This is a genomic window from Methanobrevibacter sp. UBA412 (assembly GCA_002495685.1).
Taxonomy (GTDB): Archaea; Methanobacteriota; Methanobacteria; order Methanobacteriales; family Methanobacteriaceae; genus Methanobrevibacter_A; species Methanobrevibacter_A acididurans.
In genome coordinates this window covers 20,941-36,105 of record DAGJ01000012.1, presented here as the reverse complement: position 1 = coordinate 36,105, position 15,165 = coordinate 20,941, and the positions used below count along the sequence as shown (strand labels likewise).

Here is a 15,165-nt window from a genome sequence, read left to right as displayed (position 1 = left end):
AAATACACTTTGGAGTTAAATCATGGATTTAAATATTAAAACTAATGAAAAAAACCATTTAACTATTGGTGGTGCAGATGTTTGCGATATAGTAAAAGAATTTGGCACTCCTTTATATGTTATTGATGAAAACAGAATAAGAGAAAATTATCAAAGATTTTATAATGCATTTTCAAAATATTATAAAGATTTCAAGGTATTTTATGCATGTAAAGCGAATACTAACCTCGCGGTAATGTCTATTTTAAAAGATGAAGGTTGCTGCATAGATACTGTATCTCCAGGTGAAGTTTATACATGTAAAAAATTAGGATTTTCTTCTGATAAAATTCTTTTCACTGGAAACAATATCAAAAATGAAGAAATGAAATTTGTTGCAGATGAAGATGTTGTGTTAAATATAGATTCTATGTCTGCTCTTAAAAGATTAGCTGAAGTTATAAATCCTAATGGTACTAAAATATCTTTTAGAGTTAATCCAATGGTTGAAGCAGGACATCATAAACATTGTATTACTGGTGGAGTAATGGCTAAATTTGGTATAATGGAAACTGAAGCAGTTGAAGCATATAAATTAGCTAAAAAATTAGGATTTAATCCTGTAGGTATGCATTCTCATATAGGGTCTGGAATTTTAGATCCAGAACCATTTAAACTAGCAATTAAATCTACAATGGATATTGCAGGTAAAGTACATAAAGAAGCAGATATTGATTTCGAATTCATAGATTTTGGTGGAGGCATAGGAATACCATATACACCTGATGAAAAATTATTAGATATTGATAATTTTGCAAAAGAAAATGTAGAGTTATTTAAACAAAAACTCCAAGAATATGATATGAAAGAACCAACATTATATTTAGAGCCTGGAAGATATATTGTAGGAGACGCTTCTGTTTTATTAGTATCTGTTAACAGTGTTAAACAAAGTTATAGGAAATTTATTGGAACTGATGCAGGATTTAACACATTATTAAGACCTACTATGTACGGTTCATACCACCATATAGTTTTAGCTAATAAAATGAATGAAGACCCAGTTGAAAAAGTAGATGTTGCTGGAAATGTATGTGAATCTGGAGATTTATTTGCAAGAGATAGATTTTTACCAAAAATTCAAGAAGGAGATATATTAGGAATATTAAATGCAGGAGCTTACGGTTTTACAATGGCATCTAACTATAATTCTAGACCTTTACCTGCAGAAGTTCTTATAAGTAACGGAAAACCTATCTTAGTTCGTGAAGAAGAAAAATTTGATGATTTATTTAATAAACAGATTATTCCAGATCATTTAAAAAATTAAAATTTGAGGTTAACAATGGATTTAAAAGGATTAAAATTTTCAAAGATGCATGGTATTGGTAATGATTTTATAATCATTGATGAAACAAAAGAAGAAATTATTTCAGAACAAAATAAACCCGAAGCATGTAAATTTCTTTGTGATAGACATTTTGGTGTAGGATCTGATGGGTTACTATTTATTTCAAACTCTGAAAAGGCAGATTTAAGATATCGGATGTTTAATCCCGATGGTTCTGAGGCAGAAATGTGTGGAAATGGAATTCGTTGTTTCGGAGATTATGTATACCGAAATAATATAATCAACAAAAAATCCATGACAATAGAAACTATGTGTAATATATTAACTTTAGAGGTTCAAGTTGAAAATAATGAGCCTGTATCATTTAAAGTTAATATGGGCTTATCAACATTTAAAACAAATGAAATTCCAATGATTTCAAATCAGGAAGAATTTTTAAATCAAGATTTGCTTGTTGATGGGGAACATTTTAATGTTACTGCAATTAATGTTGGAAATCCTCATGCAATCATCTTTGTTGATGACTTAAATAATGTTGATATCAATAGGTTCGGTCCAGCTATAGAATGTCATAAAGTATTTCCTGAAAAAATAAATGTTCACTTTGTTAAAGTTTTTTCTCCTAATGAAGGAGAAATGAAAACTTGGGAAAGAGGAGCAGGAGTAACTTTAGCTTGTGGTACTGGTGCAACTTCTACAGCTATTGCAGGTTATAAATTAGGCTTTTTTAATGAGAATATTCTCCTTCATTTGCCTGGAGGGGATCTTAAATTTAAGATTTATGAAGAAGATAATGAAATTGGTGTTTTCATGGAAGGTCCAGCAAAATTAGTATTTAATGGTGAAATTCAATAAATATTATTTTTTTATTTTTTTTTTAAATTAAGTATCCATTTATTAAAACTATTTCTTCAAAAAAGAATTTTTCACTAGCACCTACTTCAGATATAAATCCTTTATGGTCTAATTTTTGCAATGTTTTATCAATATCAGATAAAGATGACTGAATCATCTGTAATTTTCCATTTTCATTTAAATAATTTTTGACCTGATTTAAGAATATGTCTATGACTTTTCTTCCATCTGGTCCACCATCAAAAGCATAATTTAAATCATTGTCTAAAATTTCATCATTAGAAGTAGGTAAATATGGAGTGTTGAATAAAATTACATCAAACTTTCTATTTTTCAATGGTTCAAATAGATTTCCAAAAATTATTTCAATATTATCAATATTATTTTTTTTAAAATTTTTTTCAGCTAATTGCAATGCATTAAAATTAATATCCGTAACAGTTATTTTATTTGTTAATTGGGACGCATACATAGCTACTAATCCTGTTCCCGTTCCAATTTCGAGTACAGTATCACCATAATTTATATCAAGATTTTCAGCTAAAAGAAAAGTATCATCTGACGGTATATATACTAAATCTTCTGTTTCCAATTCAAATTCTCCAATTTTCATGTTTATTCCTCTAAAAAATAATTATTTTTTGATTACAGTTTCTAATTTTTTAGATAATAATAATATTTCTTCCGGACTCATATTTACGGCACGTTTTAGAAATAATTCATTAACATCAATTTCATTTAGTTTAGATTTCAATAATTTTTTGTCTTTATATCCTAATATTTGACGAGAATCGATTAAAGCATTCTTACATTTTTTATTTTTGTGTTGAAATAAAGTTTTACAAACAATTTCATAATTTTTAAATTCTTCATCACTAATTTTTAAATTTATATTTTTTTTAGGAGTTAATTTTAATATAACTGATTCAACTTTTGGTTTTGGAATAAATGATTCTGGAGATACATTATCTAAGATTTCAATCAAACTTTTAAAATATAACATTGCTGAAAGTCGAGAATAATTTCTGTTTCCAGATTTAGCAACCATGCGTTCTCCAAATTCTTTTTGGTACATTAAAATACCTAAGTCAAATGAATAATCTAAAAGTTTAAATGTTATTGGAGATGAAATTTGGTAAGGTAAGTTTGAAACAATTTTATTAAAATCTGGAAATTTGACTTTTAATGCATCCTCGTTAATTAATTCAACATTATTAATATTCTCATTTTTTAATCTTTTTTTTAAAATCTTAAAAATATTAGTATCTTGTTCAATAGCTGTTACTTTATTAACTTTTTTAGCTAGTTCAATAGTTAAAGTTCCAATACCCGGACCGATTTCTAGGATATTGTCATCATTTTTTAGGTTTGCAAATGATATAATTTGATTTCTTTTGAATTCATCTATTAAATAATTCTGTCCTAAATTATTATTTAAGTGAATTTTATTTTTTTGAAGAATTTTTTTAGTTTCTTTAGCTAATGATGATTTGTTTTCTTCAATTTTCAATTAATCACATCATTTTTATTTTTAAGGAAAAATTTTATTTAAAATTAGAAAAAGGGGTTGAAAAAAGGTTGTACTCTTTTTTCATTAAAGTTTATCTTTGTTTATATTTTCTGTTTCTATTGTTTGGGTGTCTTTTTTTTCCATGATTTTTAGACGGAATTTGAGTGAATAAATAATACTTATTTTTACCTCTTTTAACTTTAGTATTATCTAATTCCAATTTCACCCTATTTACTAACATTCCAACTGGATCAGTTAGTAATGGAACTCTAGTTTTTATATCTTCAAAACTTTCAAATGGTCTATCATTTCTTGCTTTTAATAATTCCTCTCTATGTTTTTTTCCAATTCCTGGTATTAATTCTAATTTATGCAATCTTGTGCTTATTGGTCCTGCTTCATTGAAAAATTTTACATATTTCTCTTCTTGTGATTCTATTATTTCTTTAATTGCAAAATCTATTTCAATTCTACTTGTTGCGGTTAAGTCATCTAAGTTTAATTTTCTTTTCACTGTGCTAATTTTTTCTCTTTTGCCTGCTCCAATGTAAACTTTTTCTAAAATTTCTAAGTCTTCACCTTTTTTAGGACTTAACTCTAATAAATTGAATCTTTGTGTACCAATGGCTTGAGCAACTGCATTTCCTCTGAAAGATGTCATATCTGGTTTAACATAACCTAAACTCAAATAATCCAGTATTATTGCCTCATCTTCTTTTTTAGGGTTATTAATATCCATTTAATCACCATCGTGTAATATTTTATCTTTATTTTTAATCTTAATTAATTTACTTTTTATTTAACCTAATATAATAATTTTTGTATTTACTTTTATTATTTTTTGTTTATATTAAGATTTTTTTATTAAATTATAATCTTAAAACTTGAAGATTAAGATTTAATTCTAAAACTTTTAAAAATAGTCCTTTTATTAAAGCAGGTTAAAACTACCAAATTATTAAAAATTTGGATTTTTAAAAATAGTAATATTTTTTTAAAAAAATTTAAAAATAGTAATATTAAGTAGAGATTTTACTCTTCTACTTGATATTTATTTAAAATTTTGAGAACATCTTCCATTTCATCTTTTTTCATTGGAAATTTTTCTTTAGCAAATATTAATCTTAAATCAGCTAGGTCTTTTGGCATTAAATCAGCTATTCGTATTGCATATTTTGTTTTTACAATAGATTCTAATTCTTTGATTAATTTTTCTGTATCTTCTAAAGGAAGTTTTTGGAAGTTTGTTACATGTGCTAAAGTTAAATTTTGTTCATAGCTAAGTTCATTTTTTTCACTAAACTCTTCTAAAATTTCTTTCACTTCAGCAGCAGGAATTGGATTCACATCCAAAGTTTTTTTCCCAATCATTGAGATCACTCTTGAGCTTTTAAGTGGTCTGGTCTAACTATTAATTCTTTAGCTTTATTTCCATCATTTAAAGAAAGTATATAAGCTTCACCTTTTTGTCCAACTACTTTAGCAGTTTTCCCGTGAAATCTGGAATGTGGTTGTCCTTTTTGTATACTTGGATCAATAATAATATGAACTATTTCTCCTTCTTCAAATTGTTGAATTTTTTTTGTAATAGGATTAGAACGTCCTGGTCTAGCAGTTTTTGTTAATTTATTTCTACTTCTACTTTTAAATCCTCTTGATCTTTTCATTTTTCATACCTCGATAATATTAATTCCCTTTATTGGGTTTATAGCTAAATTATCACTTTTTTATAAATTTAAATAATTTCAGTATTTAATTAATTATCAGCAGATTTTAATTTATATTAAAAAGACTAATATATTTAGTTAATTAATTTAGTTCTAAAATTATAAAGTAAATAGATAAATTTCAAAAATATTTCAGAATAAAAAAATTATTAAAATAAATGAAATTTTAGTAAATTGATAATAATAAATTATTGTTATTAACATGTTAATATAGTTTACTATTTTAACAATTTCTTATTTAGTTCAAATTATATAAAAACTTTTTCATTTTTAAGAAAATATTTAAAATTATTTCATTCCATTCCTACTTCAATTACATCTAATTCTTCGCAAATAGATTTATTATTTAATAATTCACTTATATTGGGTTGGCTTCTACCTTCATCTCCTGAAATGAGTTCTTTGATATAAAGTCCACCTTGAGTTTTTATTATAATTTCAAAGCTATGAAAATCAATGTAATTAGTTTTAATATTTTTAACTTCCTTGATTCTAATTTTGTCTGCTCTTCTATGAGCTACTCTAATAGGAGTTCTTTGTTCAATTATATGTAATTTATTTAATTTTTCTAAATCATTTTTATTAATTTCTTCATCACATTTTACTAAAGCCCTATAAACTTTGTAATTATCAGAGGATGAAACTTTTATCTCAGCTTTTCTATTTCGTTTAACAAATTTTAAATCATTGTATTTAGTTTTATTAGTATTAAGAATATTTACTTCTTTTTCTATTTTTTTTAAATCTAAATTTCTTATTTTTGGTTCTTTAATTTCTAGTACAAATGGTCTTCCAGTTCCTAACATTCTAACATCAATGTCTTCTCTTCCAGCACCGTGAAATTTAGCTTCATATCCTTTACTTTCTTTTAATACAGTTTCAGACAATAATTCTTCTACAGATTCTGGGTATTGTTTACCTGTTCCATTACACTTTTCGCAGCCTTTACCTTTACAATTTCGGCATGGCCATTTAGTTTGTGGAATACCTCGAATGTATTTATTATATCTGCCTTCAATAAATATTGGATTTATTTGTATTCTAACTTTAATATTATCTAAAGTACCATCTTTTAATACTTTAGGTTCTTTATTGAATACATTTTTTAAATCAACCATAATTACTATATCTTGAGTAATAAAATCGACTTCTTTATTTAAATTTTTTTCTAAAAGTTTCCCAATAGTTCTATTAACTTCCTTTTTTATAGGTTCTACATCAAGATCTAATCTTTTATTTAAATATTCATCCTTCTCTGTAATCGCAGGTTCTAATTTTGAACCAACTACAAAAGTTTCATATTCTAAATTTAAATATTTTACTTTAGCTTCAACTTTTTTAAGTATTGTTTCATCTAAGTATTTAAATAAATTTTTACATATATCACATTCATCATTTTCTTCTAAGTCGTTTAATTTTAATTCTTCACGGATTTTTTTACCGCGCTCAAAATTTCCATCACCCTCAATCACATCTGAAAATTTACGACCTAAGCAATGATTACAGATTTTACCCTCAGTAAGTTCCATAAGTTCTAATATTTTTGTTTTAGTTTCTTCATCCATTGTATCTTCTTTTTTTTAATTTAAAAATCTTATATTTATTTCATGAATTGTCCCATTAAACGATTCATAGCTCCTCCACCCATTCCTCTTCTTCCAATTCCTTTCATAGCTTTTTTAGTGTTATTGTAATATTTTAGAAGATCTTTAACTTCTGATTCTTCTACTCCTGCACCTCTTGCTATTCTAGCTATTCTAGAATGTTTAATTATTTTAGGATTTTCCATTTCTTTATTTGTCATGGAAGACATCATTATTTTATAGATTACAATTTTGTCTTCAGTCATTTTTGAAGCTTCTTTAGGTATTTTAGCACCCATTCCGGGGATCATGTTCATTATTTGTTGCATTGGTCCCATTTTATTCATCATATCAAATTGATTTTTCATATCTTTCAAGGTGAATTTTCCACTTAACATTGCATTCATAGTTTCTGTTGCAACATCTTCATCTACAACTTCTTCAGCTTTTTCAACTAAACTTTTTATATCCCCCATACCTAATAATCTGGAAATAAATCTTTCAGGGTTAAAAGCTTCAAAGTCATCAATTCTTTCACCGGTACCAATAAATTTAATAGGAGCTCCAGTTTCTGCAACTGCAGATAAAGCACCTCCACCTTTAGCAGTACCATCTAATTTTGAAATGATTATAGATCCAATTTCTGTTGCTTCTGAGAATGCTTTTGCTTGAGCTCCTGCCTGTTGGCCTATTGTTCCATCAATAACTAATATGGATTCAGTTGGATTTATAACTTCATCTAATTCTTTCATTTCTTTTAATAAATCAGATTCCTCTTTATGTCTTCCAGCTGTATCAAAAATTATTACCTTTTGATTTTTAAATTCTTTAAGTCCTTTTTTAGCTAAATCTAATGCATCTTTATTGTTGGGATCTCCATATAATGAGATTTGCATTTCTTCTGTTAATTGTTTTAATTGTTCGTATGCTGCAGGTCTCCATGTATCAGTACATACAATAGCTGGTGAAAATCCTTTTTTTTGTAAATATTTACATAATTTACCTATGGTGGTTGTTTTACCACTTCCTTGCAAACCTAAAAACAATATTTTAAATGGTTTTTGGTCAATATTTAAATCTACAGCCTCAGAACCAAGTAATTGTACCATTTCTTCGTAAATAATTGTTATAACATGTTCTCTAGGGGTTATTCCTTTTGGAGGTTTTTCTTCAATTGCTCTTTCTTCAATTTTTTTTGATAATGATTGAACTAATTTTATATTAACATCGGACTGTATTAATGCTCTTTGTATTTCTCTAACTACTTCTTTGATAGTTTTCTTATCAATAACAGTCATTCCTGCTAATTTTTTCATAGTATTTGTTAGATTTTCTCCTAAATTTCCTAACATTTTTATCACTGTGTTATTTTTTTTGATAAAATTTTAATAAATGAAATAATAATTTAATGTTAAATTTTTTAATATATTATATAACTATTAAGATATCTTTTATTATATAATTATATTTAACAATCATATTTATTATAAATAATATTATATAATTAGAATATGTTAAAAAACTGATTTTTTAATTATTAATAAAATTTTGTTAAAAAAAAATTGCTAAAAATAATTTATATTAAAGTTTATTTTTATAGTTTTAATGTGTGTGTTAAAGATGCTAGAAGAATTAAAAAAAACATTAGAAGAAGCTCCGATTGTTAAAAAAGGGAATTATAATTATTTTATCCATCCCGTTACTGATGGTATACCTGCTGTAAAACCAGAATTATTAAGAGAAATTGCGGATACATTAACCCAAAAAATTAATTTTGAGAATATTGATAAGATAGTTGCTATTGAAGCAATGGGTATTCATTTAGCTACAGCTTTATCCCTTAAAACTAATATTCCCTTTGTGGTTATAAGGAAAAGACATTATGGTTTACCAAATGAACATCAAGTACATAAAAAAACAGGTTATGGTGAGTCAATTCTTTATATCAATGATTTAAATAAAAACGATAATATTTTATTAATTGATGATGTTGTAAGTACTGGAGGAACTTTAATTGCAGTTATTAATGCTTTAACTGATATGGGAGTTACAGTTGATACTGCTGTGGCTGTAATTGAAAAAGGCAAAGGGAAAAAAATAGTTGAAGATGAAATTGGGATGTCTATTCTCACTTTAATTAAATTAGATGTTGTTAATGGTCACGTTGTAATAGAATCTGTGAATGATTAAAAAATTAAGTTTGTTTGATAAAAATGTCTATTTATAATATGGATTTGGAAAAAGTAATTAAAAAAATTGAATCTTTTAATGCTAAAACTGTGGGTCTTCAATTTCCTGAGGGATTAAAAACACAAGCTGTCTCTATTGCTAAACAAATCGAAGATTTAACTGATGCTACAGTTTTAATTTCTGGAGATCCCTGTTTTGGGGCATGTGATGTTTCTGATAAAAAAATGATTGGAATAGTTGATTTAATTATTCATTATGGGCATACTCCTTTACCTATTAATTATAAAATTCCCACTATGTTTATTGAAGCGTATGCAGATGTGGATGTTAAAAAATATTTAGAAGAAGCACTTCCACAATTAGAAAATTATTCTAAAATCGCTTTAGCAACTACAACACAGCAATTGAATGTTCTTAATGAGATGAAAGATTATTTAGAAGATCATGGAAAAGAAGTTGTTATTGGATCATCTAAAAGCACTAGAAAAGGACAAGTTTTAGGTTGTAATTTTTCTTCAATTAAAAATTTAGATGCTGAAGTATATTTATTTGTGGGTAGTGGAAATTTTCATCCATTAGGGATTTATTTGTTTACTAAATCACCAGTATTGGCTATTGATCCGTATGGTGGAACTATTAGAAACATGGCTGAATATGCAGATAAAATCCTTAGAATTAGGTTTGCTAGAATTATTAAATCACAATCAGTAAAAAAATGGGGAATATTAGTATCTTCTAAAGAAGGACAATATCGAATGCAATTAGCTAAAAAAATTAAAGGGATGTTAAAAGATGAAGGCATGGAAAGTTATATTATTGTTCTAGATAATATTAATCCTGATGTTTTATTGCCTTATACTGATTTGAAAGGTTTTGTTGTAACTGCTTGTCCTAGAATTGCAATTGATGATTCTCAAATGTATAAAAAACCATTAATTACTCCTAAAGAACTAGAAATAGTTTTAAATAAAAGAACTTGGGAGAATTATCAGTTAGATGAAATATTGTTTCATGAAAAATATAAATATTAAATTTTAATAAACAAATTAATATATAAGATTAAATTAATAAATATATTTATTAAGATAAAATTGTCGAAATAATTTATAAAAATATATTTTTGTATATAAAAATTATTTAATCCTTACTTTTTTAGAGGTGTATTATGAAAATAGAATCTGGAGATTTAGTTATGCCTGGTGATTTTTTAGCTGTTAGTGAACAATTTTTGCCTGGTCAAGGAGCATATGATGATGAGGGATTTATAAAATCAACTACATCAGGAAATGTATATATAAATATTAAATCTAAAGAAATTGAGGTTATTTCTAAATCTGGAGGTCCAGTTTTACTAAAAAAAGGAGATATTATTTTTGGACAGATTAAAGATCTTCGAGGACAACGGGCTTTAGTTGATATTCAAACTAAAAAGGGCTGTTCTCGTGAATTTGCTTTACCTTATAAAGCTGCTATTCATATATCTCAAGTCACCAAAGGTTATTTAGATAGATTAAATGAAGCATTTAGAATAGGAGATATTATAGAAGCAGAAATAATTAAAGTCATGGGAGATAATGTGGATTTAACCACAATTGAAGATAATTGTGGAGTAATTAAAGCAATGTGTACACGTTGTAGAAATTATATGAAACCTTCCAAAAGAAATGAACTTTATTGTGAAAGATGTAATCACAAAGAAAAAAGAAAAATATCTTCAAATTATGTTGAATAATAATTATTTTTATTTATGGAATGATAATATGGAAATTGAAATTGTAACTGATAAAACACTAGAACTTGAAATTATAATACATGGTGAAGACCATACTATTTGTAATGTACTAAGAAAATATTTAATGGAAGATGATGATGTGGAATATGCTGTTTATGGAATAGATCACCCAATAATAGGCGAACCACATATGACTATTAAAACTAAAAGAACTAAAAGACCTAGAAATTCTCTTGTTAAAGCAGCTAATCATTTAAAAGATGAATCTAATGATTTTAAAGCATTAGTAGAATCTATTTAATCTGAGGCATGGTTTAATGTCCTATCATAAAAAACCATCAATAACTGTTGATATTTTTATTTATAATGAAAATAAAGATTTTATTCTTATTAAACGTAAAAATAATCCTTTTAAAGATTGTTGGGCATTTCCAGGTGGTTTTGTTGATTATGGTGAAACTACTGAAAATGCTGCAATTCGTGAAGCTAAAGAAGAAACTAGTATTGATGTCAATTTGAAAAAACAATTTAAAGTTTATTCAGATCCTTTAAGAGATCCTAGGGGCCATACAATCACGGTTGTGTATTTGGCTGAAGGGGACATGAATATGCGATGTGCAGATGATGATGCTAAGGAAATTAAAATATTTTCATTTGAAGATTTACGTAATATTGACTTAGCTTTTGATCATAAACAAATTTTACATGATATATTTGATTATTTGAATTAATTTTTTCATACTAATTTTTTTATTTTTCTTAATTTTTTTAAAATGAAATAAAATTAACTTTAAATATTAGTAATTATAACAAATAAGTAATATAATTAAATCTTACTTTAAAGGTTTAATAAAAATCAAAAATTTTTAATTAATATCATTATATTGGAGGTAAATTATGGATTTTTGTCCGAAATGTGGAGGAATGATGCTTCCAAATGGCGATAAACTTGAATGTAAAACTTGTGGCGAAACAAAAACTTTAAAAAAAGGCAATGAATATGAAAAAGTGTCTGAAGAAATTAATACTAAAGATACTGTTGTCATGACTGATGGAAATGTCACTACTCGTCCAACCACCAATGTTATATGCCCTGAATGTGGACATGGTAAAGCAGAATGGTGGTTACAACAAACTCGTAGTGCTGATGAAGCTCCTACAAGATTTTTCAAATGTTTAAAGTGTAAGCATACTTGGAGAGAATACGACTAAAATTTTTATTAATTAAATTTATAATCTTGGGATATTATTAAGGAAAAATCCAATAATAACTTAAATGAAGGAGAGAATCCTAAATCTGAAGAAAATTTTAAAGATTCAGATACAGAAATACCTATCTTGAAAAGTTCTAATAAATTTTTTAATAAATATATTAATAAATCTTTTTTAATAACATTTATTACAATAGTAATTGGTATTCTATTTGTTGTATTAGGTGTTTACCTTTTTGGAACTAGTTCAGATAAAGTAGTGGATAATGTTTTATCTGGTGAAACAGCTACATCTTCTGTATTTTTGATTATTTTAGGTTTTATCATTTTAGCTATATCATTTTTTATAAATTTTTCGTCTAAAAATTCTTTAGGCAAAACTTTTGATAATATAAAAAATATTGAGGAGACAGATGATTTTTCTGATTCTAAAAAATCTGATATTTCTACTAATCCAAAATCTAATATTAATTCTTCTGATTCTAACGATACTATAAATTCTAAAAATGGAAAAATTAAAAATGATATTAAATCAATTTTTAATTTCGAAAAAATAAATAAAAATATAGATTTTAACTCAAATTCTTCTAAAAAAGAAAATAAGGTTTCTTTTACTGAAAAACGTGTTGATAAAAAAGATTCAAGTGTTAATAATAATTCAGTTTCATTTGAGGAAGCTTTAGATTCTGTGGATAATTTAGTTAAGAAATCTGAATCTTTTGATGATGAAAAATAATAAATTTTATATTTTTATTTTTTTAAAAATTTATATAAGATGAAAAACTAAATTATAGTATCATAATATTATATTTTAATATTAACTTATTTGTTGACTAATTAATTAGTTAATTGGTCTTTTGTTGAATTTTAATTGAGAGATGATTTTGAATGTTTAAAGCTGAATTAAGTGATCCTAACATTTTAAAAACAAGTTTTGATGCAATATCTTCCATTGTTGATGAAGTGCAAATACAAACTGATAGTGAAGGTATCCGTTTGGATGCCTTAGATCGTAGTCATATCACATTTGTGCATTTAGAGTTAAAGGCAAGTTTATTTGATGAATATGTTTGCGATGAACCTGAAAAGATTAATATAGATACTGATGAATTAATGAAGGTATTAAAACGTTCTAAATCTAATGATCGTGTGATAATGTCATTAGATGAAGGAAATTTTATTATTACCTTTGAAGGCGAAGCTAAGAGAACTTTTAAGATTAGACTAATTGATATGGAGTATGAAGCTCCTTCTCCTCCAGAATTAGAGCACCCTACTAAGTTTGATATTCCTTTCGCTCTTCTAAAAGATTCTATTCAAGATATGGATATATTTTCTGATAAAATAGCTTTAATTGTTGATTCTGAAAAATTTAGAGCATCAGCTGAAGGTGAATTTGGGGATGCAAACATAGAATATTTACATGGTGAAAAAATTGATACAGAAGCAAAATCTATTTTTTCATTAGAAAAAATAAGAGAAATGTTAAAAGCTGATAAATTTTCAGATGTTGCAACCATTAAACTTGGAAATGATATGCCTTTACATTTAAGTCTTAAAATGGTCTCAGAAGATGGAGAGCTTAGTTTTTTACTTGCTCCTAGAATAGAAGCGGACGATTAATTTCGTTTTCTATTTTTTAACTTTTTTTACTTATTTTTTTACATATTTTCATAAAATTATTTTTTATTTAATAAATTAATTAGAGAGGATTATAGTGGAAGAATTTTTTCAAACTTTACGTCAAATTCAGAAAAAAGAGCGAAATAATAGTTCTTTAGCTAGAGTAGGAGATAATTTTTATAAAAATGTTAATAATTATATTAATGAACTTAAAACCACTGTAGGTCCGGATCCTTTTTCAGATAAACAATACCTTTTAAAAGATGCTCAAAGAATTGCTACAGAAATATGTGAACGCAGAGAACATAAAATAACTGAAGCTGCATTAATGAATATTCATAGGTCATATCATTTATTTAAAAAAGGAAAACCCCAATTTGATTTTCTTGATACAACTCCTTTAAATTTAACTAAAGAAGAAGAAACTTTATATTTTTCATTAATTGATACTTTAAGGGATCATAGGGGAAATATATCTTTGGATAAATTTACTGAAGAATTAGAAGATAAAGAAGATAATATAGAATTTAAATCTAATAATGTAAAAAAAGCTTCAGGTGAATCTTTAAAAGAAATTAATACTTTAAATGAAAAAGAAAATAATAAACAAAGCAGTGATTTTAAAAATTCAGAAAATTCCAAAAATTTTAAAAATGATGAAGTTTTAGATGAACTTCAAAAAATTAAAAATGCTAAAGTTTTATCTGATGAAAAGTTTGAACCCATTGAAAAGCAATTACGAAAAAGTAATTCTAATTTATTAAAAAATCAATCCAAAAATTCTGATTTAAATAAAGAAAATGAAATAAAAAATAATAAATCTACTCAGCAAGAAAATTCTAATTTATCTGATATTTTAAATAGAATTGATAATCAATTTGTAGATTTTAACGAAGAGACTCAAGAGGAATATAATAATTATTCAAAAAATATTAATCAAAACTCTATAAATGACACATTACTCATTTTCAAAGATGTAGAACCAATAATTGGGGTCGATGAAAAAGTTTATGGTCCTTTTTTTTCTCAAGACATTGTTGTAATGCCAAGGGATAATGCAAAAATTTTTGTAAAGTATAGGAAAGCAAGATTAATTAAAATTCCTTAATATTTTTAATACTTTTTTAAATAAAAAAACATTAAATTTAAATATTAATTGATTATAAAATACAATATGTATCTATTTTATGGTAATAAAAATTTTATATAAATTAATTTTTATTTATTGTTAAATAATTTAAGATTAACTCTATTAAGTTAATTCTTAAAAAATACATTTATAAATTAATAAGATATTTAATAAAATCTTTTTAGTTTAGTAATGTAATATTCAGCTACTAAGAAATTTAATAGATTCTTGGGTGTTGTTTATTGTAATTATTTTTATAGATATGTCATCAGCTA

The 15,165-nt window shown here is 25.6% G+C and carries 18 protein-coding genes; 11 read left to right on the top strand and 7 right to left on the bottom strand.

Features of this window, described 5'->3' with window-relative positions; translation table 11 throughout:
* Positions 1 to 22 precede the first annotated feature (22 nt).
* On the top strand, positions 23 to 1,309 hold the full coding sequence (gene lysA, locus BP997_RS03630) for a diaminopimelate decarboxylase (RefSeq protein ID WP_413825001.1): 1,287 nt from the start codon (positions 23 to 25) through the stop codon (positions 1,307 to 1,309).
* A gap of 15 nt (positions 1,310 to 1,324) precedes the next feature.
* Positions 1,325 to 2,185, top strand: a complete 861-nt coding sequence (dapF, locus tag BP997_RS03625; protein ID WP_413825003.1) for a diaminopimelate epimerase — start codon at positions 1,325 to 1,327, stop codon at positions 2,183 to 2,185.
* A gap of 22 nt (positions 2,186 to 2,207) precedes the next feature.
* Here dapF and BP997_RS03620 read toward each other — a convergent pair whose 3' ends face one another.
* The 7 genes from BP997_RS03620 to BP997_RS03590 form a co-directional block, all read right to left on the bottom strand.
* Positions 2,208 to 2,798: a HemK2/MTQ2 family protein methyltransferase gene (locus tag BP997_RS03620; protein WP_413825005.1), complete on the bottom strand. Its 591-nt coding sequence runs from the start codon at positions 2,796 to 2,798 to the stop codon at positions 2,208 to 2,210.
* 21 nt (positions 2,799 to 2,819) lie between these two features.
* Positions 2,820 to 3,695, bottom strand: coding sequence for a 16S rRNA (adenine(1518)-N(6)/adenine(1519)-N(6))-dimethyltransferase RsmA (rsmA, locus tag BP997_RS03615; RefSeq protein ID WP_413825007.1), 876 nt, complete (start codon positions 3,693 to 3,695; stop codon positions 2,820 to 2,822).
* Between the two features lie 91 nt (positions 3,696 to 3,786).
* Complete coding sequence (locus tag BP997_RS03610; protein ID WP_413825009.1) at positions 3,787 to 4,434, bottom strand: DUF655 domain-containing protein; 648 nt, start codon at positions 4,432 to 4,434, stop codon at positions 3,787 to 3,789.
* Between the two features lie 293 nt (positions 4,435 to 4,727).
* Positions 4,728 to 5,066: an RNA polymerase Rpb4 family protein gene (locus BP997_RS03605; protein ID WP_409198203.1), complete on the bottom strand. Its 339-nt coding sequence runs from the start codon at positions 5,064 to 5,066 to the stop codon at positions 4,728 to 4,730.
* A gap of 5 nt (positions 5,067 to 5,071) precedes the next feature.
* On the bottom strand, positions 5,072 to 5,362 hold the full coding sequence (locus BP997_RS03600) for a 50S ribosomal protein L21e (protein WP_409198202.1): 291 nt from the start codon (positions 5,360 to 5,362) through the stop codon (positions 5,072 to 5,074).
* A gap of 353 nt (positions 5,363 to 5,715) precedes the next feature.
* A complete protein-coding gene (locus BP997_RS03595; protein ID WP_413825011.1) occupies positions 5,716 to 6,987 on the bottom strand; it encodes a tRNA pseudouridine(54/55) synthase Pus10 in 1,272 nt (423 codons plus the stop codon).
* A 35-nt stretch (positions 6,988 to 7,022) separates the two neighbouring features.
* Positions 7,023 to 8,363, bottom strand: a complete 1,341-nt coding sequence (locus BP997_RS03590) for a signal recognition particle protein Srp54 (protein ID WP_409199109.1) — start codon at positions 8,361 to 8,363, stop codon at positions 7,023 to 7,025.
* Positions 8,364 to 8,625: 262 nt separating this feature from the next.
* On the opposite strand from BP997_RS03590, the gene hpt reads away from it, so the two are divergent.
* The 9 genes from hpt to BP997_RS03545 all read left to right on the top strand — a co-directional run bounded on the left by hpt (position 8,626) and on the right by BP997_RS03545 (position 14,869).
* Complete coding sequence (gene hpt, locus BP997_RS03585) at positions 8,626 to 9,195, top strand: hypoxanthine/guanine phosphoribosyltransferase (protein WP_413825014.1); 570 nt, start codon at positions 8,626 to 8,628, stop codon at positions 9,193 to 9,195.
* 23 nt (positions 9,196 to 9,218) lie between these two features.
* Positions 9,219 to 10,226: a diphthamide biosynthesis enzyme Dph2 gene (gene dph2 / locus BP997_RS03580; RefSeq protein WP_409198199.1), complete on the top strand. Its 1,008-nt coding sequence runs from the start codon at positions 9,219 to 9,221 to the stop codon at positions 10,224 to 10,226.
* Between the two features lie 134 nt (positions 10,227 to 10,360).
* On the top strand, positions 10,361 to 10,927 hold the full coding sequence (locus BP997_RS03575) for an exosome complex RNA-binding protein Csl4 (RefSeq protein WP_413825016.1): 567 nt from the start codon (positions 10,361 to 10,363) through the stop codon (positions 10,925 to 10,927).
* Positions 10,928 to 10,955: 28 nt separating this feature from the next.
* On the top strand, positions 10,956 to 11,228 hold the full coding sequence (locus tag BP997_RS03570) for a DNA-directed RNA polymerase subunit L (protein ID WP_409198195.1): 273 nt from the start codon (positions 10,956 to 10,958) through the stop codon (positions 11,226 to 11,228).
* 16 nt (positions 11,229 to 11,244) lie between these two features.
* Positions 11,245 to 11,658 (top strand): NUDIX domain-containing protein, encoded by a 414-nt coding sequence (locus tag BP997_RS03565; protein ID WP_409198194.1) that lies wholly within the window; start codon positions 11,245 to 11,247, stop codon positions 11,656 to 11,658.
* 166 nt (positions 11,659 to 11,824) lie between these two features.
* On the top strand, positions 11,825 to 12,139 hold the full coding sequence (locus BP997_RS03560; RefSeq protein WP_409198193.1) for a transcription factor S: 315 nt from the start codon (positions 11,825 to 11,827) through the stop codon (positions 12,137 to 12,139).
* A 126-nt stretch (positions 12,140 to 12,265) separates the two neighbouring features.
* Entirely contained in the window at positions 12,266 to 12,874 is a 609-nt protein-coding gene (locus BP997_RS03555; RefSeq protein WP_413825019.1) for a hypothetical protein, read from the top strand.
* A 152-nt stretch (positions 12,875 to 13,026) separates the two neighbouring features.
* Positions 13,027 to 13,761, top strand: coding sequence for a proliferating cell nuclear antigen (pcna) (gene pcn, locus BP997_RS03550; protein ID WP_409198191.1), 735 nt, complete (start codon positions 13,027 to 13,029; stop codon positions 13,759 to 13,761).
* A gap of 94 nt (positions 13,762 to 13,855) precedes the next feature.
* Entirely contained in the window at positions 13,856 to 14,869 is a 1,014-nt protein-coding gene (locus tag BP997_RS03545; RefSeq protein WP_409198190.1) for a hypothetical protein, read from the top strand.
* Positions 14,870 to 15,165: the final 296 nt, after the last annotated feature.

Bases quoted from the DNA above. Each gene is read 5' to 3' on its own strand.
- lysA (WP_413825001.1), top strand. From the start codon at position 23: ATGGATTTAAATATTAAAACTAATGAAAAAAACCATTTAACTATTGGT.
- pcn (WP_409198191.1), top strand. From the start codon at position 13,027: ATGTTTAAAGCTGAATTAAGTGATCCTAACATTTTAAAAACAAGTTTT.
- BP997_RS03620 (WP_413825005.1), bottom strand. From the start codon at position 2,798: ATGAAAATTGGAGAATTTGAATTGGAAACAGAAGATTTAGTATATATA.
- BP997_RS03605 (WP_409198203.1), bottom strand. From the start codon at position 5,066: ATGATTGGGAAAAAAACTTTGGATGTGAATCCAATTCCTGCTGCTGAA.
- BP997_RS03600 (WP_409198202.1), bottom strand. From the start codon at position 5,362: ATGAAAAGATCAAGAGGATTTAAAAGTAGAAGTAGAAATAAATTAACA.
- BP997_RS03565 (WP_409198194.1), top strand. From the start codon at position 11,245: ATGTCCTATCATAAAAAACCATCAATAACTGTTGATATTTTTATTTAT.
- hpt (WP_413825014.1), top strand. From the start codon at position 8,626: ATGCTAGAAGAATTAAAAAAAACATTAGAAGAAGCTCCGATTGTTAAA.
- BP997_RS03560 (WP_409198193.1), top strand. From the start codon at position 11,825: ATGGATTTTTGTCCGAAATGTGGAGGAATGATGCTTCCAAATGGCGAT.
- BP997_RS03570 (WP_409198195.1), top strand. From the start codon at position 10,956: ATGGAAATTGAAATTGTAACTGATAAAACACTAGAACTTGAAATTATA.
- BP997_RS03610 (WP_413825009.1), bottom strand. From the start codon at position 4,434: ATGGATATTAATAACCCTAAAAAAGAAGATGAGGCAATAATACTGGAT.
- BP997_RS03595 (WP_413825011.1), bottom strand. From the start codon at position 6,987: ATGGATGAAGAAACTAAAACAAAAATATTAGAACTTATGGAACTTACT.
- dph2 (WP_409198199.1), top strand. From the start codon at position 9,219: ATGTCTATTTATAATATGGATTTGGAAAAAGTAATTAAAAAAATTGAA.
- BP997_RS03575 (WP_413825016.1), top strand. From the start codon at position 10,361: ATGAAAATAGAATCTGGAGATTTAGTTATGCCTGGTGATTTTTTAGCT.
- dapF (WP_413825003.1), top strand. From the start codon at position 1,325: ATGGATTTAAAAGGATTAAAATTTTCAAAGATGCATGGTATTGGTAAT.